Source organism: Arthrobacter sp. JDC6 (genome assembly GCF_056484025.1).
Genome location: NZ_CM151278.1, coordinates 117831 through 143116, shown reverse-complemented (window position 1 = coordinate 143116; position 25286 = coordinate 117831). Strand labels below are relative to the sequence as shown.

Here is a 25286-nt window from a genome sequence, read left to right as displayed (position 1 = left end):
CGGGGGAGCCAACAGGGGGCAGCATGGCGGGAAACTTTTACGGCGGCGATGTGGCGCAGCTGCGGCAACTCGCCAAGGACCTGGCTGCCGGCGCCAACCGGCTCAACGTCCTGGGGCAGCAGCTCAGCAGCAGCATTGGTTCCGGCCTGTGGAAAGGGCGCGACGGCGACAGGTTCCGCAGCGAGTGGACGTCATCGCACGCCAGGCTGCTGAGGTCGGCAACGGCAGGGCTGGAGTCGGCCGCCAGGACACTCCTTGCCAACGCGGACGAACAGGAGAAGGCCAGCACTGGTGGACCGGGAGGACCCGGGTCGGGCGGATCCGGGAGCGGAACCGCCCAGGACCTGACAGACAGACTGAATGCCATGACCCCGGCCGAGCGGCGCGCCTACCTGCTGAGCGACGGGTTCCGCCAGTGGGCCCAGGCGAACCCGGAGGCAGCCAAAACCGCCATGGACGCCGCGGCGGACTCCGGCCTGATCAGCAAGAACTCCAAGGGCTACCAGGACTTCCTCAATTCCTACTGGAACCGGCAGGCGATGCTGGACATGGGCATTGATCCAGCCGACTGGGACACGTCAAAAGGTACGGAATACAACTGGGAGACCATCACCAAGGTCTACGACTTTTACGGCCAGGCCTACCTTGCCAACCCGGATCTGCAGTGGGCAGGCATGGCCAACATGATTGGCCCGTCCTTCGCCGGCGGATTCCGGGACATGGCCATGCTGCGGGATTTGGCTCAACAAATCACCGACAATCCAGCCTCGGACATCCCCCTTCCCGTCCTGGACCAGCTGGAACAGCTCGCAGGGATGACGGATGCGGAAATCCGCTTTTATGAAACCAGCATGCTGGACATGAACAAGGAAATCTTCCTGGACCAGGCGCGCCAGCACCAGGCGTATCTGAACGGCGGCATCGATGAGATCAACCGCCTTCGCGACTCCGGCGCCATCGACCAGGCCACGGCCAACGCGTGGGCGCAGATCGATTCGGGAGATCCCGACCAGGTCCGTGAAGGAAACACGGCCCTCCTGTACCGCGAGCAGAACGAAATTATCGCGGACGACTACGACAACATGCGCGGCCACCCTGGAGGGGAAGCCGTGACCTATATGGTGACGCTCGCCGGGGAACCCTCCATCCCGGGCGCCAAAAGCTACCCCGAGGTGTTTCCCTACAGCTTCAGCGTGGAAAGCCCCGGGCCCGAGAACATCCCCTTCACCAGCTGGGACAATCCCGCCCAGTTCCGCACCGACTTCACCACGGGCTTCCCCGACGGCAACATCGCCAACGCGGACCAGCGCTGGAACCTCATCCGGCAGGACACCCTCCCCGCTTACCAACATCTTCTGGCCACGGACCCGGACCGGGCGGCGCAGATCATCGGCTCCGACTTTGACGGCCGGGTGGACCAGTACCGTCCCACCAACAACATTCCCGGCATCATGGACCGGTTCCTTGACGGGTTCGACGCGGAGGTCCACCAGTGATTGCGCCCCGCCGACGCGCCGCACCCGGCGAACGGACCGCCGTCGTCATTGCCCTCGTTTCACTCCTTGTCCTGGCCGGCTGCAAAGCGCCAACTCCGGCCGATCCGACCACCGCCACTTCATCTTCTGCAGGGAGCCCCGTGAAAACCTCCGCTTTCTCCACCCTTGACGCCGCCGGCGTGGAAAGTATCCGCACCACCGGGACGGCCCGCCTGGATATGAGCTCGGGACGCCTGGAAAAGGACGCCGTCCGCGTCACCAAGGACAGTTACGGCCCCGAGATCAATACCCGGGGTTCGGGCAAGATCAGCCTCAGCATCCTGGCGCCCAACGGCGAAATAACCGCCGAAACGGACCGGATCCGTTTCAACACCACGGACCGGCGGACGGACTTCAGCGAGGTCACCTACTTCCTCACCGCCGGCTCACCTGACGAGTACTTTGAGTTGATCAGGGACGGCGTGCAGCGCTACGGGATAGCAGCGGAGCCGGCTGAAGAATGGATCAGCAGCACCCAGGCGGATCCTGCTTCCAAGAGCGATTTCTCCATCACGCCGGGAACAGGCACCGGACTGACGGTGAACTACGATCTCCGCTACGACGGCAGCAAGGACACGCAGGTGATCATCGTCCACATTCTGCCTGCCGACTGACTTGCGGACCGCGGGGACCTAGACGGGCGGGCCCGCGTTGGACTTGAGGTTCTTCATGACCAGCGTTGACGTCAGCCGTTCAACGCCGGGCAGCGATGTGAGCTCGGTGTCGTAGAAGCGCTGGTACGCCGGCAGGTCCTCCGCTATGACCTTCAGCAGATAGTCCGGGGAACCAAACAGCCGCTGTGCCTCCACAATGTTCGGATTGTCCGCCACCCGGTTCTCGAAAATCTCCATGGTGGGGCGGTCCACCTGGCGGAGGGTGACGAAAACGATCGCCTCGAACCCCAGGCCCACCGCCGCGGGGTCGATGTCTGCCTTGTACCCGCGGATCACCCCGGACCGCTCCAGGTCGCGCAGCCGCCGGTGGCAGGGAGCCACCGTCAGGCCCACCTTCGCTGCCAGCGCGGTGGCGGTCATGCGCCCGTCCTCCTGGAGGTGCCGCAAGATATTCCTGTCAATCTTGTCTATCACGCAATAAACATACTGCTGTCACCGCGGGGCGGGCGAAAACAGGACAGCACTTATGGCCGGATTCTCCCTATGGTTGCTCCTGAGAGCCCTTCGACAGGAGAAACCCGATGAACCCGCAGTTGTTCCTTGCCTTCCTGGTGGTTGCTGCAGCCCTGGCCTGCACGCCGGGGGTGGACTGGGCCTACACCATCGCGGCGGGCCTGCGGCAGCGCAGTTTCGTCCCCGCGGTTGCCGGGCTCTGCGGCGGATACGTCCTTCACACCGTCCTGCTGGTGGCCGGGCTGGCCGCCGTGCTGGCAGGCATGCCCGGGGTCCTGGGCTGGATTACCCTGGCCGGCGCGGGCTACCTGCTGTGGCTGGGGGTGGGAACCCTCCGGTCCTGGCGCGGCGCGAGCTTCAGCGCGGACGCGCCCGGCGCCGCCGGAACACAGGCCGCCGGAACACAGCTGCGCACCTTCCTGCAGGGGATGGGCACCAGCGGGATCAACCCCAAGGGCCTGCTCTTTTATGTGGCCCTCATACCGCAGTTCGTCAGCTCCGAGGCCTCCCTGCCCGTGCCGGTGCAGTCCGGGCTGCTGGGCATGACGTTCGTGGCACTGGCGGGCCTGGTTTACACGGTGGTGGCCCTGCTCTCGCGCTCCCTGCTGCAAAGCAGGCCCGGCGCCGCCCGGGCAGTAACGCTTGCCAGCGGCATCATCATGGTGGCACTGGGGGCCGTGCTGCTCGGCGAGCAGCTGGTGCCGTTCCTGGCCGGCCGCCCCCAGTAGCCGGTCCGGGTTCCTACTCTCCGCCGAGTTCCTTCCAGTCCTGCTCCCAGATCCGCCGCATCTCCTCATCCTTGCGGATGCGCGGCGGCGCCTCGAGTTCGCGCTGCGGTTCCGGGTCCCCGCGCCGGCGTCCCCAGTCGCGGGGATTCAGCGACCGCCGGCCCGATTCCAGCACGAGCAATGCCCGGTCCGTCAGCGCGTCGTTGCGGAGCACAAGGTGTGTCTTGCGGCGGCGCAAAACTTCGGCGATGGCCTGGTGCGCAGCCTCCAGCCGGCCTTCACGCCGCAGGGCACGGGCGCGGACCAGCAGCAGGGCCGCGGAGAGATCGTCCGCGTTCAGCAGCCCCTCCGTCCAGTCAATGACCGTGCGGCTTCGTCCCAGGGTGAGGGCCAGCGAGCAGCGCGCCAGGGCCATGGGAAGCGATGGCGGCAGCCCGCCCAGTGCGTCGAGCGCCGCTTCGGTGCGGCCCGTCTCGCGCAGCGCATGGGACAGGGCAAGGAACACCGATTCCTCGCTGAACAGCACGGGGATCTCCACCCGCTCGGCCAGTTCGATCCGGGTGACGATACGGGTGAGGTAGGTCGATGAGTAACGGTTGGCTTCGTCGTCATTGCGGGTGGCGAGCCCCCGTTGCAGGAGTTCCGACGCCCGCAGGTAGCCGCCGTGCTTGTACGCCAGGAGCCCGCCCATGAGGTAGCAGAGCCCCGCCCACCCGGGGTAGGCGCGCGCCAGGGTGATCAGGCGCTCCGGTTCGTGGCTGGTGAAGACGGCTTCATGAACCGCCTTGGCAGGCTTGGGCAGCAGCCGCTTGAGCCGCGGCACCTCGCCGTCGATGGAGAGCAGGGCAGGGTTGCGGCCGCCGAGGACGCCGGTCAGCAGGCCGCCCACTCCCCCGGCAAGGTCGTGGACAGGGGTGCGCAGCTGGGCCTGCCCGAACGGTGTGAGGTCGCGGTTGTCCCAGTAGATCGGTGCGGTCTCCCCGGCGCTCATCTTTCCATGCTAACCGGGAGGGATCTCCGGCTTCCCCGCCATGAACCATTCAGTAAAGGAGCGGGCACGGCCGGATCCATCAAACCTGATCACCCACAGATTGTCGTACGTGGGCCTGCCGCCCGAGTAGGTGGTGAGGCCCTGGACAAAGGCGGTGTCGCCGTCGCACCCCAGCAGTTCCCAGCTGAACGTCCAGTCGGCCGGCTCGTCACGTGCCGCCAGCCAGCCCTGGACGATCCCGTCCTGGCCGCGCCAGGGTTCGGGATCATGGGGACGCGTCTCGTAGAGTGCGTCCGGGGCAAACAGGTTGCGGATGTCATCGGCGCCGTTGCTGGTCCAGGCAGCCTGGTATTTTTCCATCCAGGCGTGGACATGGTCCCGGGCTGAAGCTGGCTGGGTCATACCTTGGTTGTACCCGGGCAGCGTCCGGGGCGCAATGGACTCAGCCGTTGGCGGCGGCGATCCACACACCAATGACCCAGGTGCTGGCGGCAAGGCAGGCCAGCCCGAACTCCGCGAGCATCCCCAGCCCGGTGGCCTTCAGCGCGGCCCAGCTGGACTTCGCCGCCGTCGAAAAATTCCGAGTCCGGAGGAACTCGCTGGCCAGCAGCCCGGCCGCGAAACCAACGAAGAGGCCCACCACAGGGATGATGAACATCCCCACCACGCCCGCCACGAGGGCCACCACAATGCTGCGGCTGGGAATGGCATGCTGCTTGAGCTTCCTGCCGGTGAGGACGGCACCCGCCGTCATCCCCGCGGCGACAAAGATCATGGCCACCGCAAACACGACCCACCCCGCAGACCCGGCGCCGCCCCAGATGGCCCACGCCAGCAGGCTCACGCCAATGAGGAGGCTGCCTGGCAGGACGGGAATGATGGTGCCGGCCACCCCCACCAGGATCGCCAGGCCGCACAGGATGGTCACCACGGTTTCGGAGCTCATGGACTTCAGTCTAGGGCCGGCCCTTAACGCCCGACGGCGGTGCCTCCTTCGGGGAAGGAGGCACCGCCGTCGTGGTTTCTGCCGGAAAGGGGATTTACTCCGCTTCCACCGCCGCGGCGACGGCCGCGGTGACCGCCGGTGCCACGCGGGGATCCAGCGGGCTGGGGACGATGTAGTCGGCCGAGAGGTCCTCGGCGGCGAGCCCGGCGATGGCGCGCGCCGCTGCGAGCTTCATGGCCGGGGTGATGCGGCGCGCGCCGGCGTCGAGGGCACCGCGGAAGATGCCGGGGAACGCCAGGACGTTGTTGATCTGGTTGGGGAAGTCGCTGCGGCCGGTGGCCACCACGGCGGCGTACTTTACGGCCACCTCGGGCAGGACTTCGGGATCCGGGTTGGACAGGGCGAACACGATGGCGTCCTGGTTCATCGATGCCAGGTGCGCCTCGTCCAGCTTCGAGGAGGAGACGCCGATGAAGACGTCGGCACCGGCCAGCGCTTCAGCAGGTCCGCCGGTGATGCCGCGGGGGTTGCTGCGGCCGGCGATGTCGGCCTTCTTGCTGTCGGGGCTGGCAGCGAGGTCGGCGCGGCCGCTGTTGATGACTCCGCGGGAGTCGAGCAGGACGACGTCGGTGATCCCGGCTGCGAGCAGGATCTCGGCGACGGCGATCCCCGCCGCGCCGGCGCCGGACACCACCACCTTCAGGCCCTCGAGGCCGCGGCCGGTCACCTTGGCGGCGTTGGTCAGCGCTGCCAGGGCCACGACGGCGGTTCCGTGCTGGTCGTCGTGCATGACCGGGCAGTCAAGGGCTTCGATCAGCTTTTCCTCGAGCTCGAAGCAGCGCGGGGCGGAGATGTCCTCAAGGTTCACGGCGCCGAAGCTGGGGCGCAGGCGGACCAGGGTTTCCACGATCTCGTCCACGTCCGTGGTGTTGAGGACCAGGGGGATGGAATCAAGGTCGCCGAAGGTCTTGAAGAGGGCGGACTTGCCTTCCATGACCGGCAGCGAGGCGCTGGCCCCGATGTTGCCCAGGCCCAGGACGGCAGTGCCGTCGCTGACCACGACCACCAGGCGCTCGGCCCAGGTCAGGGTGCGGGCCAGTTCGGGCTTGGCGTGGATGGCCCGGCTCACCTCGGCCACTCCGGGGGTGTAGGCGATGGACAGGTCCCGCTTGTTGGACAGCGGAACAGTGCTGGTGACGGAGAGCTTGCCGCCCTGGTGGGCCGTGAAGATTTCGTCTTCGGTCAAGGCCGTGGCTGCTGAATCGTCGGTGGCTGTGATTGCGTCAATGGACACGTCGTTGTCTCCTGGTGCTGGCCGTGGGCACACGGCACATCGGGAACCGGGCCCTCCCGGGCCCAGGCGTGGAAGGTAGTGCGACAGGAAACCCAAGGGTGGCGGGTCCGCGGGAACGCCGGGGATGTTTCCGCCCTGCCGCTCCTGTGCCCCAATGGTAGGCAGGCCCGAAAGGGCTGCCGGGTCCTGCTTGACACAGCTTTAGCCTGCCAAAACGTTTATGCAGGATGATTTGTGATCCAGATCACGGCATTATGGCGTATTTAATTGCCTTTTGGTCTAGACCAGTTACGCCGACCGGGACACTGTGAAGCCCGCCTCGGCCCCGGGGGACAGCCGACCGCACGCCTTTTTCAGGTCCTCCTCGGCTTCGAAGAGGGACAGTCGGCGGTTCCGGACGGACTGGACCAGACCAGTGACGGTCAGGAGGAGGACCCTGGCTCCCACGGCGTCGCCGCAGGCACCCGCAACGAGCTTTTCGCTGAGTGCATCAATCTCGCGCAGGAGTGCGGTGGTGTCCTTGTCCGGGTGGTACACGCCCCGGCTGAGGCATTGCTCCACCGCGGGCTGCATGACGCGCATGTGGAAGATTTCCATCAGCAGGCCGGACAGTGCCCGGCCCCGGAAGCGCGGCGACGAGCCCCGGGAACCGGCCTGCAGCTCGTCCAGCTGCTGCCGGTACAGCGCCAGCATCAGGTGGGTGGGGGACGGAAAGTAGCGGTAGAGGGTTCCCAGTGGCACGTCCGCTTTTTCTGCGACTTCGGAGAGTTCCACGGCGTCAAGACCCGTGCGGGCGAACCCTGCGGCGGTGTCCAGGATCCGCGTGTAGCGGAGGCGCTGGCGTGGAGCGGAAGGCCGGGCGGCCATGGGCGGATGGTCTGAAAAAGTCTCGGGCATCAGCATTCCGGGGTTGTGTCGTAGGGACTGCGGCCAGGAGCGCCCCCACTTCCGTACCGCCCTGCAGCCCGGTTCAACTATACGGCACAGGCGTGTGCCCTAATTAGTCAGCGGCCTTAGTTTCGGGCGCCGGCAGGTCAGTCGACGCCCTTGATTTTCACCACGAAAACGGCACCCAGCAGCCCGATGGCAGCCGCCGTGAGGAACAGCGTCCGGTAGCCACCCCAGTAGGCCACGGCCAGCAGCGCCAGTCCCGGGGCAACCACCTGCGGCAGCGAGTTGGCCACGTTGATGATCCCCATGTCCTTGCCGCGGCTGACGGCGAACGGCAGGACCTGGGTCAGCAGCGCAAAGTCCACGGCCAGGTAGGCGCCGAAACCGACGCCCAGGACGGCGGCGCCGGCGAGCGCGCCGGGCCAGACGGGAAAGAAGGCCATGATGGCTCCGGCCATGGCGATTGTGGCCGAGGAGGCGATGACGAACGGTTTCCGCCTGCCCACCCGGTCACTCCAGGGACCGGCCACCACCGCGGTGGCCATGACCATCACCGCGTAGATACCCGTCAGGACCAGAACCCCCGCGGCAGGATCCTCATGGCCTATGACGTCACGCAGGAAGAAGAGCAGGTAGACGATGGTCAGCTGGTTTCCCACGTTGACCAGGAAGCGCGTGAGCCAGGCCCAGGCGAAATCCGGGTGGCGCCGGGGACTGATCCAGAAACCCTTGAGGAAAACCCTGGGCCGGAAAGCCTCCAGCCCGGACTTGGGCAGGGCGGGATCATTCCGGTGGAACAGGTACGGCAGCACGGACACCAGCAGGGCGCCCGCACACAGCCAGTAGCCCACCATGAAGTTGCCGGAGACCACTGCCCCGAAAACCGCGCCAGTGAGGATGCCAAGGGTCTGCCCCATGGCCGCGAGTCCGCCCACGGCCCCGCGCTGGATGACGGGAACCCGGTCCGGGACGGCGGCGGTAATGGCCGCGTACGCGGCATTTGCACCCAGCTGCACCAGGCACCAGAAAAGCACCATCAGGGCCACCGCGGCAGAGAAGGACATGGCCAGCAGCGCCGCCGTGGCCAGGACTGCCCCGGCCAGCACCCACGGGGCCCGCCGGCCGAACCGGGACGTGGTCCGGTCCGAGAGGGCACCGAAGAGGGGGTTGGCCACCAGCGAAACCCCCGCACCGCAGGCCGTCACCAGCGAGAGGATGGCTTCCTTGGAAGGCGCATCAATGCTGATGGCCTGCTGGCCGATGAACACGTTGATGGGACCGAAGAACGCCGCGTTGATGCCCACGTTCACCAGCACCAGGCCGGTGACCCAACGGGCGGTGACCTTCTGCACCGGCTCGGCGAGCGCCGCCGTCGCGGTTTTGCCTGCGGCATCATCCGGCGGCGCGGGCTTGTTGAACGGACTCATTGGCGTGCTCCCCCTGGTGCGGCCGGCTGGCGGTGGAATCAGACTATCGTGGGCGGTACCGGGCCACCGGGCACGCGACGGTCAACGCCGCCCGGGGGATCACGTTGCCGGGTAACAAATTGCCGAGTATCGAGGAGAACCAGATGAGCGCACCCACCCCGACCGAAGGCACAGCGGTCAATACCGCCGACCTCTACGATGAGCGCGGCGACGAGCTGGCGTCCGTCTCCCTGCAGTTCCAGTCCCTGGGCGGCCGCTCGCACTTCAGCGGCCCGGTCCGCACCATCCGCTGCTTCCAGGACAACGCCCTGGTGAAGTCCACGCTGGGGTCACCGGGGAACGGGGCGGTCCTGGTGGTGGACGGCAGCGGATCGCTGGGCACGGCCCTGATGGGGGACATGATCGCCGAAAGCGCCGTGGCAAACGGCTGGGCCGGCGTCGTCATCAACGGCGCCATCCGTGACCGGCTGGCGATCGCGGACCTGGACCTTGGCGTCAAGGCCCTGGGCAGCAACCCCAGGAAGAGCCAGAAGGCGGGGGCCGGCGAGGTTGACGTGGATGTGGTGATCGACGGCGTGACCTTCCGTCCCGGAGCCACCGTCTGGTGCGATCCGGACGGCATCCTCGTGGAGCGCCAGCAGGAAGCCCGGCAGGGCGGGGAATAAAAACAACGAGTAAGATAGTTACTGAAAGCAACTATCGCTGCTTATATCCTTTCCTTCCCCTTGGAGCACCCATGTCCAAAGCCACTGCCGCGCCCGGCCCCGGAGAAACCCTGACGCAACGCCAGATCGTCACCGTGATGGTGGGCCTGATGCTGGGCATGTTCCTGGCATCCCTTGACCAGACCATCGTCTCCACTTCCATCTACACCATTGCCAATGACCTGGACGGGCTCTCCCTGCAGGCGTGGGCCACCACCGCGTACCTGATCACCTCCACGGTCAGCACCCCGCTGTACGGCAAATTGAGTGACATCTTCGGCCGCCGCCCGCTGTACCTGACCGCGATCCTCATCTTCCTGGTGGGCTCGCTGTACGCCGGCTCGGTCCGCTCGATGACCGAACTCGCAGTTGCCCGCGGCATCCAGGGCCTTGGCGCCGGCGGCCTGCTGGCCCTGGCGCTGACCATCATCGGCGACATCGTCTCGCTCAAGGACCGCGCCAAGTTCCAGGGCTACTTCATGTCCGTGTTCGGCATCTCCTCGGTCCTGGGCCCGGTGGTGGGTGGGGCATTCGCCGGGTCGGCGAACATCCTCGGTTTTGACGGCTGGCGCTGGGTCTTCTTCATCAACATTCCCATTGGCCTTGCCGCGCTGACGGTGGTGTTCCTGTTCCTGCACCTGCCCGCCAAGCACCTGAAACAGAAAATCGACTACTGGGGCGCCGCCGCCATCACCGTGGCCATCGTTCCGCTCCTCCTGGTGGCTGAGCAGGGCCGCACGTGGGGCTGGACCTCCGTGAACTCTTTCCTCTGCTACGGCCTGGGTGTGGTGGGCATTGCCTGGTTCCTGCTGGCGGAGAAGCGCGCCGGCGACTACGCCCTGATCCCGCTCCGGCTCTTCCACAACATCACGTTCGGACTGTCCTCGCTGCTGAACTTCATCATCGGCATCGGCATGTTCGGCGCAATCGCCATGCTCCCGATGTACCTCCAGCTGGTCAAGGGCCTCACCCCCACCGAGGCCGGCCTGATGATGATCACCTTCACCGTGGGCATCCTGTTCGGCTCCATCACCGCCGGCCGCACCATCTCGGCCTCCGGCACTTTCCGCATCTTCCCCATCATGGGTACCGGCATCCTGACCGCCGCCGCCCTGGTGATGGGCTTCTCACTGGCAGTGGACACCGAACTCTGGGTCCCCGGACTCATCGCCGTCTTCTTCGGCGTCGGCCTGGGCTTCTGCATGCAGCCGCTCACCCTGGCCATGCAGACCTCGGTACCGCCGCGGGACATGGGCGTGGGAACCTCCTCCGCAGCGTTCTTCCGCTCCATGGGCGGCGCCGTGGGCACCGCCGTCTTCATCTCCATGCTCTTCAGCATGGCGGCAAGCCGCATTGCCGACGGCATGAAGGCCGCCACCACGGACCCCGCCTACCTGGCCGTCCTGAAGGACCCTGCCGTCGCGTCGGACCCTGCCAACGCCAAGCTCTACGAATTCTTCAAGAACGGCGCCTCCAACGACTCCCTGAACGACACCAGCTGGCTGCATACCGCCAACAGCACCCTCACCAGGCCCATCACCGAGGGCTTCGCCACGTCCATCGACACCGTGATGCTGACGGCCGCGGCGCTCACCGGCCTGGCGTTCCTCATCAGCTTCGCCCTTCCGCGGAAGAAGCTGACCGACCAGAAGGCATCCCCGCAGGACAAGGACAGCATGGAGATTCCGGCGCACTAGCCCGCAAGCGCACGGGTGGGACGACGACGGCGGCACAGCCCGCCGTCGTCGTCCTGCGTTAACGGGGCAAACGGCGCCAAGTGGAACCTCGGGCGGTGACGTGCCACACTGTTTAGCGCGTGTGCGCCGGCCATTCTGCCGGTACCGCAGCCGACGACGTCCGCACCGCATCCATAAAACCCCCAAACCCAGGGAGAACCATGCCCACTGCACAGGAGCAGACCACAACCGGGATACCGCGGCGGGTGATCTGGCTGGCGCTCGCGGGGGCGGTGGGCGGATTCCTCTTCGGCTTCGACTCATCGGTGGTCAACGGCGCCGTGGACGCCATGAAGGAAGAATTTGCCCTGTCAGAGGCCGTCACGGGCTTCGCCGTAGCCATTGCCCTGCTGGGCTGCGCGGCCGGCGCCTTCCTGGCAGGCAAGGTGGCGGACCGCTACGGCCGCATTCCGGCCATGAAGCTGGGCGCCCTGCTGTTCCTGGTCAGCGCCGTGGGCACGGGTTTCGCGTTCGGCGTCTGGGACCTGGTGTTCTGGCGCCTGGTGGGCGGCCTGGGCATTGGGCTGGCCTCCGTCATCGCGCCCGCCTACATCTCCGAGATTTCGCCGCGAAAGGTCCGCGGCCGCCTGGCTTCGCTGCAGCAGCTGGCCATCACTACGGGTATTTTTGCCGCGCTGCTGTCTGACGCGCTCCTGGCCACCACTGCCGGCGGTGCGGACCAGGCCTTCTGGCTGGGCATTGAATCATGGCGCTGGATGTTCCTGGCCGCCGCCGTCCCGGCCGTCGTTTACGGTTGGGTGGCGTTCACCCTGCCCGAGTCCCCGCGGTTCCTGGTGTTCCAGGGCAAAGAGGACCAGGCCCGGGAAGTCTTTGAGTCCATCGCACCCACCGAGGATGCCGGTCGGCATATCCGGGACATCCGGGAAGCCATTGAGGAAGACAAGCTGGCCGGGCAAAAGGGGTCCCTCCGCGGCAAGGCCTTTGGCCTGCAGGCTGTGGTTTGGGTGGGCATCACGCTGTCGGTGCTCCAGCAGTTCGTGGGCATCAACGTGATCTTCTACTACTCCACCACCCTGTGGAAGGCCGTGGGCTTCCAGGAGAAGGACTCCCTGGCCATCTCGGTGGCAACCTCCGTCACCAACATCCTGGTAACCCTCGTGGCCATCGCCCTGGTGGACCGCGTGGGCCGCCGGCCCATCCTGCTGGCCGGGTCCGTGGGCATGGCCGTGTCCCTGGGCGCCATGGCCGTGGCGTTCTCCTCGGCAACAGGCAGCGGCGAGAACATCAGCCTGCCGGGCGCGTGGGGCCCCGTGGCCCTGGTGGCCGCCAACGTCTTCGTGATCAGCTTCGGCGCGTCCTGGGGACCGCTGGTGTGGGTCCTCCTGGGCGAGATCTTCCCGTCCCGGATCCGTGCCCGGGCGCTGGGCCTGGCCGCAGCGGCCCAGTGGGTGGCCAACTTCGTGATCACCCTGAGCTTCCCGGTCATGGCAGCGGGCTCGCTGCCGCTGACCTATGCCATGTACGCCCTGTTCGCTGCGGCTTCCTTCTTCTTCGTCATGTTCAAGGTCCCGGAGACCAACGGCATGTCCCTGGAGCAGGCCGAGACGCTGTTCGTACCCAAGGGCTCCGCCAAGGCCTAGCAACGCCCCATCACTTTTGGCGGCCTTCCCTGGAACGCCCCATCAGCTTCCGCAGGAAAACACCAAACCCTCCATCACATGCCGTGATGGAGGGTTTGTCCGTTGGTGCGCCGGCAGCGGCTACACGACGTGCGGTTCGTGCGAGGACAGGTAGGCCCGGCCGCCGAACGCGACCAGGATGGCGATCACCATGGCCACCGCCCCGGCAAAGAACGGGACCTGCGGGCCGAAGTGCTCACCGAGCTGCGCCGCCGCGAACGGGGCCAGGGCACCGCCCATCCAGCGGACAAAGTTGTAGCCGGAGGAAGCCACCGGCCGGGGCGAATCAGAGACGCCCATGGCCAGTTCCGTGTAGATGGTGTTGTTGATGCCCAGCAGCGCGCCGGCAACAATGACCAGGACGACGACGGCAGGCACCGAGTGCCCCGCGGCCAGTCCCAGCCCGGCCAGGTCCAGCATGAGGACGAACAAAGTGCCGGTCAGTACCTTCACCGCGCCGAAGCGGGTCTGCAGGACCGGTGCAACGAAGACGGAAAATACCGCCACGGCCACACCCCAGCCAAAGAAGACGCCGCCGATGCCGTACGCGTCCATGCCCAGGATGAACGGGGTGAAAGCCAGGATGGTGAAGAAGCCGTAGTTGTAGAACAAGCCGCTTGCCGCCGTCGTCCGCAGTCCCTTGTGACCCAGCGCCAGCAGGGGGTCCCGCAACCGCACCTTGCGCTCAGGCAGCGGCGTCCTGGGCAGGAGGGCGATCAGGGCGATGAAGGCGGCGGCCATGAGGACGGCGGTGCCGAAGAACGGGGCGCGCCACTGCCAGCCGCCCAGGAGGGCGCCGAGCAGCGGGCCGAGCGAGATGCCCAGGCCCAGTGCGGCTTCGTAGAGGATGATGGCGGTGCCGGCGCCGCCGCTGGCCACCCCAACAATGACGGCGAGGGCGGTGGCGACGAACAGGGCGTTGCCCAGTCCCCAGCCGGCGCGGAAGCCCACCAGCTCGTCGACGCTGCCGGACAGGCCGGACAGCGAGGAGAACACGACGATGACGGCCAGGCCGATCAGCAGCGTCCGCTTGCCGCCGATGCGGGAGGAGACGAACCCCGTGATCAGCATGGCCAGCGCGGTGACCAGGAAGTAGCTGGTGAAGAGGAGGGAGACCTGGCTGGGGCTGGCGTCCAGGTTGGTGGCGATGGCCGGAAGGATGGGGTCCACCAGGCCGATGCCCATGAAGGCGAACACTGCGGCGAGGGCGGTGGCCCATACCGCCTTCGGCTGTTTGAGGAATGAGGCCTTTTCGGCCGTCAAGGTTGATTCTGGTGCTTGCAGGGTTTCTGCGAGCTGGCCTTCCATGGAGGGTGCTCCTAAGTTCGTGGCTGGTTCAGTTCTGGAGGGATGCGTTGATTTTGTCGATGACCGGCAGGGCCTCCGCCAGGGCTTGGCGGTCCTGGTCGGTGAGCGTGCTGAGGATGGCGGCCATCACCTGGTTGCGCCGCCGGTTTGCGGAGTCGACGGCGGCACGGCCTTCGGGGGTCAGGATCACCCTGACGGCGCGGGAGTCATCCGGGTCCGGTTCCCGGCGCGCCAGGCCTGCGCGTTCGAGCTTGATGATCTGTTCGGTAGCGCTGGGCACGCGGACACCGAGGTTCCGGGCGATCTCACCGACGCGCTGGCCCTCGCCGAGCAGCATCTTGAGGGTACTGAGCTGGGCGGCGCTGAGTTCGCCGTCCGCGTCGAGGCGCCGGACCAGGTAGACGCTGTGCCGCAGGGCTTCACGGAAGGCGCCGGCAAGTTCGTGGAGCTGGGGATCGTCGTCAGTCATCGTTAGGTACCCTAACAGTTAGGGAACCTAACGGTCAAGGGTCAGAGGGTCCGCTTCATTCCGACATGGCTTGCTTCGAAGCCCAGCTGTTCGTAGAACCTGTGGGCGGCCGAACGGCTATGGTGCGTTGTCAGCTGCATCAGGTCGCAGCCCCGGCGCCGCGACTCCGCGATGGCCCAGCCCACCATGAGCCTCCCCAGGCCCTGCCCGCGAAGGGACGCGGCCACGCGGACACCTTCGAGCTGCGAGCGCCACGCGCCCTGCCTGGAGATGCCGGGAAGGAAGCTCAGCTGGAAGGTTGCAACCACCGGCCCCTCCTCTTTCCCCTGCGGCACCCTTTCGCCGACGAGCAGGAGATGGGCGGGGTCGGCGTGGATCGCGTCAAAGGCGCGTTCGTAGGGTTCCATATCCTTCGCGGTCTCGCGGCCGGCGCCCAGGGCGTCGTCGGCCAGCAGGCGCACCATGTCCGGGATGTCGGCACGCGTCGCGTGCCTGAGGCGGAACGTCCCGCCGTCGACGTCGGCGGTGAGCAAAGCAGGCGCGGCATTTGGGTTCTGGTTCACCCGCCCAGCTTGGCACAGACAAAGAACGACGCCGGCACTTGGGTAAGTGCCGGCGTCGTTCTGATGGAGCGTCGCCGGAATTCCTGCAGGATCTGATGGAGCGTTGCGCTTGAGGGCGCAGGTAATGATGGAGCGTGTCAGTTGGCGCGTCAGGCGGGGGTGCCGGCCATTTCGGCCTGCCGCTCCTCGACGAGGGTGGCAACGGCGGCGAACAGCGGGTGGCCAGGCGCCAGCCCGGTGATTTTTGCCGTGGCGTCGGCGGGGCTGGTGGAGCGAAGGATTTCTGCCAGCTCCGTGGCCTCTGTATCAGCGGGGTCGTTGAACCGGAGCGCTGATGCGATGGCACCAAGCAGGGCCTCCGGCACCACGCCACGTTCGGCCAGCTCGGCGGCGGGGCCGATGAAGCGCTCGTTCCGGCTCAGCTTCCGCAGCGGAGCACGGCCCACCCGGTTGACGGTGTCCGGAAGATAGGGATTGGAGAACCTGACCAGGATCTTCTGGACGTAGGCTTCCTGCTCATCGTTGCTGAACCCGTGCTTGGCCACCAGGAGCTGCTTGGTTTCCTCCAGCACCGCCCGGACATCCTCCGCCACGTCCTGGTCCGCCATGGCGTCGGAGATCTTCTCCAGGCCCGCCTCGAACCCGAAGTATGCCGCCGAGGCGTGGCCGGTATTCACGGTGAACAGCTTCCGCTCGATGTAGGGCGAGAGGTCGTCCACGAACGTGGCGCCGGGAATGGCCGGAGCGGAGTCACCGAACGCGGTGCGGTCGATGACCCATTCGTAAAAAGTCTCCACTGTTACGTCCAGCCCCTGCCCGGCCTCCTGGTTGGGCACGATCCGGTCCACGGCAGTATTGGCGAACACTGCCTTGCCGTCCAGCACTGCGGCGGTGGCCCCTGGCTGGGCGGCCACCTCCTTGGCCAGGATGTCCGTGGCGTTGATGGCGTTCTCACAGGCCATCACCTGCAGGGGCGCCCGGCCGGGCTCCCTTGCGGCGATGCCCTTGGCGATCACCGGCGCCACGAACTTCAGGATGTGCGGGCCCACTGCGGTGGTGACGATGTCCGCCGTGGCGATCTCGGAGACCAGTTCCGCTTCCTGGGCGTTGGAGTTCAGCGCCCGGAAGTTGTCCACGGTCCGCACGGCGGGATTCTCCCCCACTTCGTGCACGGCGTAGCTGTCCGCTTCCTTGAGCCGGTTGATCAGGTCTTCGGCCACGTCCGCGAACACCACTTCGTAGCCGGCGTCATGCAGGAGCAGCCCCACGAAGCCGCGGCCGATGTTGCCGGCCCCAAAATGTACTGCCTTCACTATGCGTTGACCTTTCCGAAAAGCTCCAGGACTTCATCCTCGGACGTGGCGGCCTCGAGCCGGGCAACCTGTTCCTTGTTGGTGAAGACCTTGGCGATGGACGACAGGATGTGCAGGTGCTCGTTGTTGATGCCGGCGACGCCCACCACGAACTTCACCTGCTTGCCGTTCCAGTCGATGCCTTCCGGGTACCGGATGACGGAAACCGCCGACTTGCGGATGTGGTCCTTGGCGGCGTTGGTGCCGTGCGGGATGGCCAGGAAGCTGCCCATGTAGGTGGATACGGACTCTTCCCGCTCATGCATGGCGGCGATGTAGCCCTCATCCACGGCGCCACGGGCCAGCAGCAGCCGGCCCGCCTCGTCGATGGCGGCGTCGCGGGTGGTGGCCGAACCGCGCATGACCACGCTCTCGCGGGCCAGGATGTCGGAGCTGCCGGCGGCAGGAGCTGCCGCTGCCGCACCTGCTGCGGCAGGCGCTGCGTCCACCGGCGCCTCGGCGGCGTGCGCACCGTGGGCGGTGCCGGCGTCGGACGTTCCGCCTTCCGTGTTGCTCTCGCGGACCAGCTCGACGATCTCGTCGTACCGCGGGCTGCTCATGAAGTTGTCCACCGAGTAGTGGACGGCACTGGACGTGGCCGGCTTGGCCCGCTCGGTCAGGTCCTGGTGCGTGATCACCACGTCGTAGGTGTCGCTGAGGCTGGCGATGGAGGCGTTGGTGACCTTGACGTCCGGGAACCCGGCCGCCTTGATCTTGTTCCGCAGCACCGAGGCGCCCATGGCGCTGGAGCCCATGCCGGCGTCGCAGGCGAACACGATGTTCCGGACGGGTCCGGCCAGCACGCCCACTCCGCCGCGGCCGCCGGACGCGGCACCTGCGGAAGCGCCTGCACCTGCACCGGTCAGGGTGGAGGAAACCGAGCTCTTCTTGCCCTTCATTGCCTCCATGCGGGCGGTGGCGTCGCCCAGGTCTGTTTCGTCACTGTGCTTGGTGGTCTTCATGATGACGGAGGCCACCAGGAAGGATGCCGTGGCGGCGAGCACCACCGACAGGATCACGCCGAGGTAGCTGTCGCGGGACGTCTGGGCCAGCACGGCGAGGATGGATCCCGGAGCGGCCGGCGCAACCAGGCCCGCGCCGGTGACGGCCAGGGTGGCGATGCCGGTCATGCCGCCTGCGATTGCGGCCAGGATCAGCAGCGGGCGCATGAGCACGTACGGGAAGTAGATCTCGTGGATGCCGCCCAGGAAGTGGATGATCGCAGCACCGGGCGCCGACGCCTTGGCGGCACCGCGGCCGAAGAACATGTAGGCCAGCAGGATGCCCAGGCCGGGACCCGGGTTGGCTTCAAGCAGGAACAGGATGGACTTGCCCTGGTCCAGCGACTGCTGGACGCCCAGCGGGGTCAGCACGCCGTGGTTGATGGCGTTGTTCAGGAACAAGACCTTGGCAGGCTCGATGAAGATGCTGGTCAGCGGCAGGAGGCCGTTGTTGACCAGGAACTGCACCACGTTCCCGGCACCGGTGCTGAAGGCCGTGACCAGCGGTGAAATGCCGAAGAAGCCCAGCATCGCGAGCAATGCGCCCCAGATACCGGCAGAGAAGTTGTTGACCAGCATCTCGAAGCCGGGGCGGATCTTGCCCTCCCACAGCATGTCGATCTTCTTCATGGTCCAGCCGCCCAGCGGGCCCATGATCATGGCGCCGATGAACATGGGGATGCCGGCACCGACGATCACGCCCATGGTGCCGATGGCCCCCACCACGCCGCCGCGGACGTCATAGACGTTCTTGCCGCCGGTGTATCCGATCAGGAGTGGCAGCAGGTAGGTGATCATGGGGCCCACAAGGCCGACGTTGGGCTTCCCGCCGGTCTCACCGAAGCCACCGAGGACGGGTACGGGCAGCCAGCCCTTCTCAATGAAGAGGGCCGTGATGATGCCCCAGGCGATAAACGCCCCAATGTTGGGCATGATCATGCCGGACAGGAATGTCCCGAACTTTTGGACGTGCACGCGCGCGCTGGTGCGGGGTTTTGCAACTGTCTCTGTTGCCATGTGATTTCCTAACCTCATTCCTGCTGCTCCGCAGGAGTGGTCCGATGATTACGACGACGTACTGCTGGGTACTACGGGAGTCCGGGGCTAACCGGCAGGGCTGGTGGAGATCCGGTGAAGCCATTCGAGGAAGAGCTTGAGTTCCGAGCTGGAAAGCTGGTCAGAGTGCGAAGCCTGAAGTGCGGCGTTCAGGGCGATCGCTGCCACCACCACCGAGGACTTTCCGGTGCCGCCCGGGGCCGGGCCGCTGGCGGGCTCGGCGGACACCGCGAAGATCATGGCGTCCCGGGTCATGGTGGACAGTTCAAGGTTGCGTTCGGAAGCGGGCTCCGCAATCAGCATCAGCGTCACGCCCACGTTGGCAGCCAGGATGGACCTGGCTGCCTCCCGGGGCTGGACGTTCAGCTGGCCCGCCGCCGCTGCCTTGTTCAGCATCTCCTCCATGAGCGCCTCGGCGTCCGCCACGATGGCAGGCCGGCTCTCCGGGCGGATATTGCCGAACATCACCAGGTACAGCTCGGGCTGGTTCAGTCCGAACTGGACGTGGTTGTCCCACATTCTCCGGATGTCCTCGATGGGCTGTCCGGAGGGGGCGAAATCCCTTTCGCCCGCGACATATTCTTCAAACCCTGCGGCGACGACGGCGTCGAACAAACCTTCCTTGTCACCGAAGTGGTGGTACAGCGTAGGAGCCGAAACCCCGGCCAGCTGCGTGATCTGGCGCGTGGACACCGGAGCCCCCGCGGATTTTGCCAGCAGTTCCGCGGCAGCACGGAGCAGCCGCATTTTGGGGGGAAGCTGGCCATCCAAACTCATAACCGCTACCCTAGCACCTATAGCGTTGCTATATGAACTGAATCACATACAATTTTTTCAGGCACGTTTCCCGCCCTGGACGTAGCAGTCCTCCGGCGGACCCGGCACGGCGCCGGGGGAACTTGGCGGGCCTGTCTACCGGCAGAGAATGAGGACCTTCAGTGCAGAACTTCCCAGGAGTAGGCGTCAGTCCAGGCCGCGTCATCGGCACCATCCGGCAGATGCCCAAACCGATCAGTGAGCCTCCCGCCGGTGAACAGCTGGCCCCGGACACCACTGCAGAAGAAGCCACCGCAGCACTGAAGGCCGCCGCGCAGGCCGTGCACGACGAACTGAAGGACCGCGCCGCCCATGCCACCGGCGACGGCAAGGCCGTCCTGGAGGCCACCGCCCTGATGGCCAAGGACACCATGCTGATCAAGGGTGCGGCCAAGCTGGTGGCCCGCGGCACCTCTGCCGAACGCGCCATCTGGGAGTCCGGCTCCTCCGTCTCCGAAATGCTGCACAACCTGGGCGGCTACATGGCCGAACGTGCCACCGACGTCCTGGACGTGCGCGCCCGCATCGTGGCCGAGCTCCGCGGCGTGCCCGCGCCCGGCATTCCCGCGTCCAACACCCCGTTCGTCCTGGTGGCCGAGGACCTGGCCCCCGCGGACACCGCAACGCTTGACCCGAACAAGGTCCTGGCGCTGGTCACCGCCGGCGGCGGCCCCCAGTCCCACACCGCCATCATCGCCCGGTCCCTTGGCCTGCCCGCCGTGGTTGCCGCCGTGGGAGTGGACGAACTGCCGGACGGCACCGAGGTGTACGTGGACGGCGCGGCCGGCCTCATCACTTCCGACCCCGACGAATCCCTCCGGGCAACAGCGGAAGCATGGGCCGCCACGGCGTCGCTGCTGGCTGAATTCACCGGCACGGGCGCGACGGCGGACGGCCACGAGGTGCCGCTGCTCGCCAACGTGGGCGGCGGCAAGGACGCCGAAGCGGCCGCCAAGCTGGGCGCCCAGGGCGTGGGCCTGTTCCGCACCGAGTTCTGCTTTTTGGAGCGCGACACCGAACCCAGCGTCGAAGAGCAGGCTGCTGCCTACAAGAGCGTTTTTGATGCCTTCCCCGGCAAGAAGGTGGTCCTCCGGACGCTGGATGCCGGTGCGGATAAGCCGCTGCCGTTCCTGACGGATTCCACGGAGCCCAACCCGGCCCTTGGCGTCCGCGGCTACCGCACCGACTTCACCACCCCAGGCGTCCTGGACCGGCAGCTGGAAGCCATTGCCCTGGCTCAGAAGCAGTCAGGAGCCGACGTCTGGGTCATGGCCCCGATGATCTCCACTGCGGAAGAAGCGGCCCGGTTCGCCTCCATGTGCGCCGACGCGGGCATCAAGACCCCCGGCGTGATGGTGGAGGTCCCCTCCGCGGCCCTCACCGCCGAGGCCATCCTCCGCGAAGTCAGCTTTGCCAGCCTGGGCACCAACGACCTCACCCAGTACGCCATGGCCGCCGACCGCCAGCTCGGCCCGCTGGCCAACCTGAACACCCCGTGGCAGCCGGCCGTCCTGCGGCTGGTCGGACTGACGGTTGAAGGATCCCGGGCCGAGGGCCACAACAAACCGGTGGGTGTCTGCGGCGAGGCCGCCGCCGATCCCGCCCTCGCCGTCGTCCTCACCGGCCTGGGCGTCAGCACCCTGTCCATGACGGCGCGGTCCCTCGCCGCGGTGGCAGCAGTCCTGAAGACGGTAACCCTGTCCGAAGCCCAGGACCTGGCCAAGCTCGCCCTGTCCGCGCCGAGCGCCACCGAGGCGCGCGCGTGGGTCCGGGAAAAGCTGCCGGTATTGGAGGAGCTGGGGCTCTGACGGGTCCGCGGCCACGCCGGCTGCGGCCGGGATAGGCTACGTCCATGGCATTGATAGCCCCCCGCGTCACGGCCGGCCTGCCCGCCGGCGAAGCCCGCGTCCTGACGCGCGCCCTCGAGGACAGCAATGACATCACTGTCTTCGTCGACGGAACGGTCCATCGGCTGCCCGGGCAGGCGCGGGACGCCGTCGTGGACCTCCTTGCCCGGCTGGGCCGCGGCGAAACGGTGACCGTGAGCAGCGTGGCGGAAATGCTGACCACGTCGCAGGCGGCAGAGCTGGCGGGGATTTCGCACACCTACCTGCGCAACATGACGGACCGCGGTGAGATCCCGGTGGAGTACCGCGGCTCGCACCGGCGGATCCGGCAGGCTGACATCATGGCGTGGCTCGAAAGCCAGAAACTTGCCGAACACAAGCGCAGGCAGGACAAGAACGCCGGGGCAGACGCCGGCCCGGGGGAATAGTGCCCATGGCGAAGGCCGGCGGCGGGACAATCCCTCCGCTGCAGTCAGCCGACCTGGAAGCCCACGGGCTGAAAGGCCGGATCCTCTGGGCTGATGGAACACCTGCACCGGGGCTGGAACGCGCGGACGGTTCGCGAGAGCCCGCATACATCCTCATCCACGGCATCGGCGTTTCCCACCGCTACCTCCGCCGCCTGCACGGTGAGCTCGCCACCACTGCCCCCACCTATTCCCTGGACCTGCCGGGCTTTGCCGGCACCCCCAGGCCGGGGAGGCAGTTGTCCGTGGAGGACTACGGCGCCTTCATCGCGCAGGCTCTGACGGCCAGCGGCATTGGCCCGTACATCCTGGTGGGACATTCGATGGGCGTCCAGTTCGCCATCGAGGCGGCACTCTGCGCACCGGACCAGGCACTGCGGCTGGTGTTGATGGGTCCCGTGGTCGATTCGCGGCACCGCAGCGTGGGGCGGCAGGGCCTGGCACTGTTCCTGGACTCGCTCCTCCGGGAAAGCGCCTCCTCCAACTGGCTGGTGGTGTCGGACTACTTCCGCTGCGGTCCGCGATGGTACTTCACCGTGCTCCCCGTGATGATGGGCTACCCCACGGAGCTACGGCTGGCGGGCATCAATGTGCCGGTGCTGGTCCTGCGCGGGAAACAGGACCCGGTGGCGGGCGCGGATTGGTCGCGCCTCCTTGCCCAGGTGGTGCCGCAGGGACGCTTTGTTGAGATCGACCGGGCAGGACACGTGGCCCAGCACCTGCGGCCACGGCAGGTAGCGGCCGCCATCATGTCCTTCACCGGGGCCGGTGCCTAACGCCAGGTCTGGGTACTCAGATCCTTGGCCTCGCCGCCCAGCGCCGCATCTTCAACGCGGCGTGCAGCTCCAGGCGGGGCATCCCCTTCAGCGGGTCCACCCCCAGCAGCTGCCGGATCCGGCCCAGCCTGTTGTAGATGCTGCTGCGGTGCAGGTGGAGCTTGCCGGCCACATCCTGCACGGACCCATCGTTGTCATACAGGAGTTCAAGGACCGGGATGAGCTCGCCGTTGCGGTCGTGGTCCTCGAGCATCCGGAAGTACACCGAACCGGAATCCGCCCAGGCCCCCACCCCTCCCCCGGCCGAAGCGAGAAGCTGGTAGACGCCCGTTGCGCGGATGTCCACCAGTTCACCCAGCTGCGGGTCCACGGCTGCCGCCTGCGCTGCCACCCGCGACTGCCGGTATGCCTCGGAGAGCTGGCGGGTCTTGGAGAAGCCCTCGCTGATGCCCAGGATGATCCGGTGGACCGGGCGGCCGGACCGTTTGGCCAGCTCCAGCTGGTAGTGGACCAGGACCTGGGCGTGGTTGGCCCGGCCCGTCGACTCGCGGAACAGCACCACCGAGTGGGTTTCCGTACCGGCGCTGAAAAGGGCGGCGTCCACGCCCACGGTTGCCTGGAGCGCTGTGGAGCGGTGGATCAGGGTGGACGCGATGGGGTCCGGGCCGCTGGCCCAGCCGTCCGCATCGAGCACCGTGACCATCTGCCACGGACCGCGGCCCTGGACTTCCTTCCACCCGGCCACGGCGGCCACAGCGTTCGGTTCTCCCGCGCAGGCGGCCAGGAACTCCCGCTCCCGGCCCCGCCGGAATTCGGATTCGGCCGTATTCGAATCGAGCAGGAGGCCGGACAGCAGCTCAAGCTCATGGTTCACGCCCGGCAGCTGGGTGAGGATCGCCGTCGGGCTTTCCTCCGCGGAGTCCTGCTGCACCCAGAGGTAACCCACGCGGAAGCCCCGCACCATGAGCGGAACGCAGACCCTGCCCAGCATGCCCAGATCAGGGTTGGCCGGGACCACAACGGGCCGCACGGCGGTGGCGATGCCGTGCGAGAGCTGCCACGCGCTCACGTCCGCCGGGACCTTTTTGCTCAGCAGGAAGTTCACCCGCACCCGGTCGGCGTGGGACTGGTTGGAGCTGTAGGCCAGCAAAAGGCCGTCCAGGTCCTCGAGGGACAGGCCGCGCCCCAGCTTCTGCGCCACCTGTTCGACGAGCTGTTCCACACCCTGCTGCTGCATGGGGCAACACTACTGCGCTGGAAGCTCTACAGACGAACGGACACGAGGCGACACCTGACGCTTCAGTGCTCGACACCTGTCGAGCACTGAAGCGTCAAAACCGCGGAATCACGGGGGTCCTTGGCATGGCTGCAAGCCCGCTCCGTGTCACGTGGCTCACAGCCGGATTTATCGTTGAAACACGAAATCCTTTCCGTTTTTTCGGCCCACCGGCCCCGCACACTGGAGCAGACGATGATCATCGGCGTCCCCAAAGAAATCAAGAACAACGAATTCCGCGTGGCCATCACCGCGGCCGGAGTCCACGAATTCCGCACCCACGGACACACCGTCCTGGTGGAGCGCGGTGCCGGCCTGGGCTCAGGCATTACCGATGAGGAATACTCGATCGCGGGCGCCGAGATCGTTAACGAGGCGGACGATGTCTGGGCCCGCGCCGACATGGTGATGAAGGTCAAGGAGCCCATCAAGTCCGAGTACCACCGCTTCCGCAAGGGCCTGATCCTCTTCACCTACCTGCACCTGGCTGCCGAGCCGGAACTCACCCGCGAACTCATCAACTCCGGCGTCACTGCCATCGCCTACGAAACGGTGCAGGAAGGCCGCTCGCTGCCGCTGCTGGCCCCGATGTCCGAGGTTGCCGGCCGCCTCTCCGTCCAGGTGGGTGCCACCTCGCTGATGGCTCCGGCCGGCGGCAAGGGCGTCCTGCTGGGCGGCGTTCCCGGCGTGCGCCCCGCCAAAGTGGTGGTCCTGGGCGCCGGTGTTGCCGGCACCAACGCCGCAGCCATGGCCCTGGGCCTGGGTGCCGACGTCACCATCCTGGACATCAACATCAACCGCCTGCGCGAACTGGACGCCCAGTACCAGGGACGGCTGAAGACGGTTGCCTCCAACAAGTACGAGATCGAAAAGTCAGTGGTGGACGCCGACCTGGTGATCGGTTCCGTCCTGATCCCGGGCGCCAAGGCCCCCAAGCTGGTCACCAACGACCTCGTGGCCCGGATGAAGCCCGGCTCGGTCCTGGTGGACATCGCGGTGGACCAGGGCGGCTGCTTCGAGGACACGCACCCCACCACGCACCAGGAACCCACGTACAAGGTGCACAACACCATCTTCTACTGCGTGGCCAACATGCCCGGCGCCGTGCCCAACACCTCCACCTACGCGCTGACCAACGTCACCCTGCGCTACGCCGTGTCCCTGGCCAACCTGGGGGTCAGGGCCGCCTTCGACCGCGACCCCGCCCTCGCCGCCGGCCTGAACATCGCCGCCGGCCACGTGGCACACCACTCCGTGTCCGAAGCCCACAACCTGCCCCTCGTCAAGGACTGGCACGAACTGGTCTCCGCGTAAGCCCCTCCGTCGATTGCTCCCT

At 66.9% G+C, this 25286-nt stretch carries 24 protein-coding genes; 10 read left to right on the top strand and 14 right to left on the bottom strand.

Annotated features, from left to right (window positions below; all coding sequences use genetic code 11):
• Nucleotides 1-23 precede the first annotated feature (23 nt).
• Together ACV095_RS00705 and ACV095_RS00700 are read left to right on the top strand one after the other, a co-directional pair.
• A complete protein-coding gene (locus tag ACV095_RS00705) occupies nt 24-1496 on the top strand; it encodes a WXG100 family type VII secretion target (RefSeq protein WP_018769719.1) in 1473 nt (490 codons plus the stop codon).
• Between the two features lie 140 nt (nt 1497-1636).
• Nucleotides 1637-2149: a hypothetical protein gene (locus ACV095_RS00700; RefSeq protein WP_377204916.1), complete on the top strand. Its 513-nt coding sequence runs from the start codon at nt 1637-1639 to the stop codon at nt 2147-2149.
• An 18-nt stretch (nt 2150-2167) separates the two neighbouring features.
• On the opposite strand, the gene ACV095_RS00695 is transcribed toward ACV095_RS00700, so the two are convergent.
• Nucleotides 2168-2623 carry an Lrp/AsnC family transcriptional regulator gene (locus ACV095_RS00695; RefSeq protein ID WP_081620204.1) on the bottom strand — a complete coding sequence of 152 codons (456 nt, stop codon included), beginning with the start codon at nt 2621-2623 and terminating at the stop codon, nt 2168-2170.
• Nucleotides 2624-2730: 107 nt separating this feature from the next.
• Here ACV095_RS00695 and ACV095_RS00690 point away from each other — a divergent pair, with 107 nt between their 5' ends.
• Entirely contained in the window at nt 2731-3390 is a 660-nt protein-coding gene (locus ACV095_RS00690; RefSeq protein ID WP_377204917.1) for a LysE family translocator, read from the top strand.
• A gap of 13 nt (nt 3391-3403) precedes the next feature.
• Here the strand turns inward: ACV095_RS00690 and ACV095_RS00685 are convergent, their stop codons facing one another.
• From ACV095_RS00685 to ACV095_RS00660, 6 genes are all read right to left on the bottom strand, one after another.
• Nucleotides 3404-4381 (bottom strand): hypothetical protein, encoded by a 978-nt coding sequence (locus tag ACV095_RS00685; protein ID WP_478222682.1) that lies wholly within the window; start codon nt 4379-4381, stop codon nt 3404-3406.
• A gap of 9 nt (nt 4382-4390) precedes the next feature.
• On the bottom strand, nt 4391-4783 hold the full coding sequence (locus tag ACV095_RS00680; protein WP_268002193.1) for a nuclear transport factor 2 family protein: 393 nt from the start codon (nt 4781-4783) through the stop codon (nt 4391-4393).
• Nucleotides 4784-4823: 40 nt separating this feature from the next.
• Nucleotides 4824-5327, bottom strand: a complete 504-nt coding sequence (locus ACV095_RS00675; protein WP_478222681.1) for a DUF456 domain-containing protein — start codon at nt 5325-5327, stop codon at nt 4824-4826.
• A gap of 94 nt (nt 5328-5421) precedes the next feature.
• Complete coding sequence (locus tag ACV095_RS00670) at nt 5422-6621, bottom strand: NAD(P)-dependent malic enzyme (protein WP_142070184.1); 1200 nt, start codon at nt 6619-6621, stop codon at nt 5422-5424.
• Nucleotides 6622-6909: 288 nt separating this feature from the next.
• Nucleotides 6910-7518: a TetR/AcrR family transcriptional regulator gene (locus tag ACV095_RS00665; RefSeq protein ID WP_134164906.1), complete on the bottom strand. Its 609-nt coding sequence runs from the start codon at nt 7516-7518 to the stop codon at nt 6910-6912.
• 137 nt (nt 7519-7655) lie between these two features.
• The gene (locus ACV095_RS00660; RefSeq protein ID WP_478222680.1) at nt 7656-8939 is read right to left on the bottom strand and encodes an MFS transporter; all 1284 of its coding nucleotides are present in this window, start codon (nt 8937-8939) and stop codon (nt 7656-7658) included.
• Nucleotides 8940-9082: 143 nt separating this feature from the next.
• Between ACV095_RS00660 and rraA the strand changes: the two genes are divergently transcribed.
• The 3 genes from rraA to ACV095_RS00645 all read left to right on the top strand — a co-directional run bounded on the left by rraA (nt 9083) and on the right by ACV095_RS00645 (nt 12980).
• Nucleotides 9083-9604, top strand: a complete 522-nt coding sequence (gene rraA / locus ACV095_RS00655; protein ID WP_478222679.1) for a ribonuclease E activity regulator RraA — start codon at nt 9083-9085, stop codon at nt 9602-9604.
• A gap of 71 nt (nt 9605-9675) precedes the next feature.
• Entirely contained in the window at nt 9676-11340 is a 1665-nt protein-coding gene (locus tag ACV095_RS00650; protein WP_478222678.1) for an MDR family MFS transporter, read from the top strand.
• Between the two features lie 200 nt (nt 11341-11540).
• Nucleotides 11541-12980, top strand: a complete 1440-nt coding sequence (locus ACV095_RS00645) for a sugar porter family MFS transporter (protein ID WP_144601171.1) — start codon at nt 11541-11543, stop codon at nt 12978-12980.
• A gap of 120 nt (nt 12981-13100) precedes the next feature.
• Here the strand turns inward: ACV095_RS00645 and ACV095_RS00640 are convergent, their stop codons facing one another.
• The 6 genes from ACV095_RS00640 to ACV095_RS00615 all read right to left on the bottom strand — a co-directional run bounded on the left by ACV095_RS00640 (nt 13101) and on the right by ACV095_RS00615 (nt 19545).
• Nucleotides 13101-14327 carry an MFS transporter gene (locus tag ACV095_RS00640; protein ID WP_056392496.1) on the bottom strand — a complete coding sequence of 409 codons (1227 nt, stop codon included), beginning with the start codon at nt 14325-14327 and terminating at the stop codon, nt 13101-13103.
• Nucleotides 14328-14355: 28 nt separating this feature from the next.
• Entirely contained in the window at nt 14356-14796 is a 441-nt protein-coding gene (locus tag ACV095_RS00635; RefSeq protein ID WP_056392494.1) for a MarR family winged helix-turn-helix transcriptional regulator, read from the bottom strand.
• 41 nt (nt 14797-14837) lie between these two features.
• Complete coding sequence (locus ACV095_RS00630) at nt 14838-15329, bottom strand: GNAT family N-acetyltransferase (protein ID WP_082581788.1); 492 nt, start codon at nt 15327-15329, stop codon at nt 14838-14840.
• Nucleotides 15330-15508: 179 nt separating this feature from the next.
• Nucleotides 15509-16672, bottom strand: a complete 1164-nt coding sequence (locus tag ACV095_RS00625) for a mannitol-1-phosphate 5-dehydrogenase (protein WP_018769735.1) — start codon at nt 16670-16672, stop codon at nt 15509-15511.
• Complete coding sequence (locus tag ACV095_RS00620) at nt 16672-18729, bottom strand: PTS mannitol transporter subunit IICBA (RefSeq protein WP_018769736.1); 2058 nt, start codon at nt 18727-18729, stop codon at nt 16672-16674. The genes ACV095_RS00625 and ACV095_RS00620 overlap by 1 nt, the downstream gene beginning before the upstream one ends.
• An 87-nt stretch (nt 18730-18816) precedes the next feature.
• A complete protein-coding gene (locus tag ACV095_RS00615; RefSeq protein WP_026265838.1) occupies nt 18817-19545 on the bottom strand; it encodes a TetR/AcrR family transcriptional regulator in 729 nt (242 codons plus the stop codon).
• 161 nt (nt 19546-19706) lie between these two features.
• Here ACV095_RS00615 and ptsP point away from each other — a divergent pair, with 161 nt between their 5' ends.
• Genes ptsP through ACV095_RS00600 form a run of 3 tightly spaced genes read left to right on the top strand, consistent with a single transcriptional unit; the run spans nt 19707 to nt 22674 of the window.
• A complete protein-coding gene (gene ptsP / locus ACV095_RS00610) occupies nt 19707-21392 on the top strand; it encodes a phosphoenolpyruvate--protein phosphotransferase (protein WP_056392488.1) in 1686 nt (561 codons plus the stop codon).
• 44 nt (nt 21393-21436) lie between these two features.
• Nucleotides 21437-21859, top strand: coding sequence for a helix-turn-helix domain-containing protein (locus ACV095_RS00605; protein ID WP_223993089.1), 423 nt, complete (start codon nt 21437-21439; stop codon nt 21857-21859).
• A 5-nt stretch (nt 21860-21864) separates the two neighbouring features.
• Nucleotides 21865-22674 (top strand): alpha/beta fold hydrolase, encoded by an 810-nt coding sequence (locus ACV095_RS00600; RefSeq protein WP_223993091.1) that lies wholly within the window; start codon nt 21865-21867, stop codon nt 22672-22674.
• A 16-nt stretch (nt 22675-22690) separates the two neighbouring features.
• On the opposite strand, the gene ACV095_RS00595 is transcribed toward ACV095_RS00600, so the two are convergent.
• Nucleotides 22691-23911 carry a PucR family transcriptional regulator gene (locus tag ACV095_RS00595; protein ID WP_056392484.1) on the bottom strand — a complete coding sequence of 407 codons (1221 nt, stop codon included), beginning with the start codon at nt 23909-23911 and terminating at the stop codon, nt 22691-22693.
• Nucleotides 23912-24145: 234 nt separating this feature from the next.
• On the opposite strand from ACV095_RS00595, the gene ald reads away from it, so the two are divergent.
• Complete coding sequence (gene ald, locus ACV095_RS00590) at nt 24146-25264, top strand: alanine dehydrogenase (protein WP_026265840.1); 1119 nt, start codon at nt 24146-24148, stop codon at nt 25262-25264.
• Nucleotides 25265-25286 lie beyond the last annotated feature (22 nt).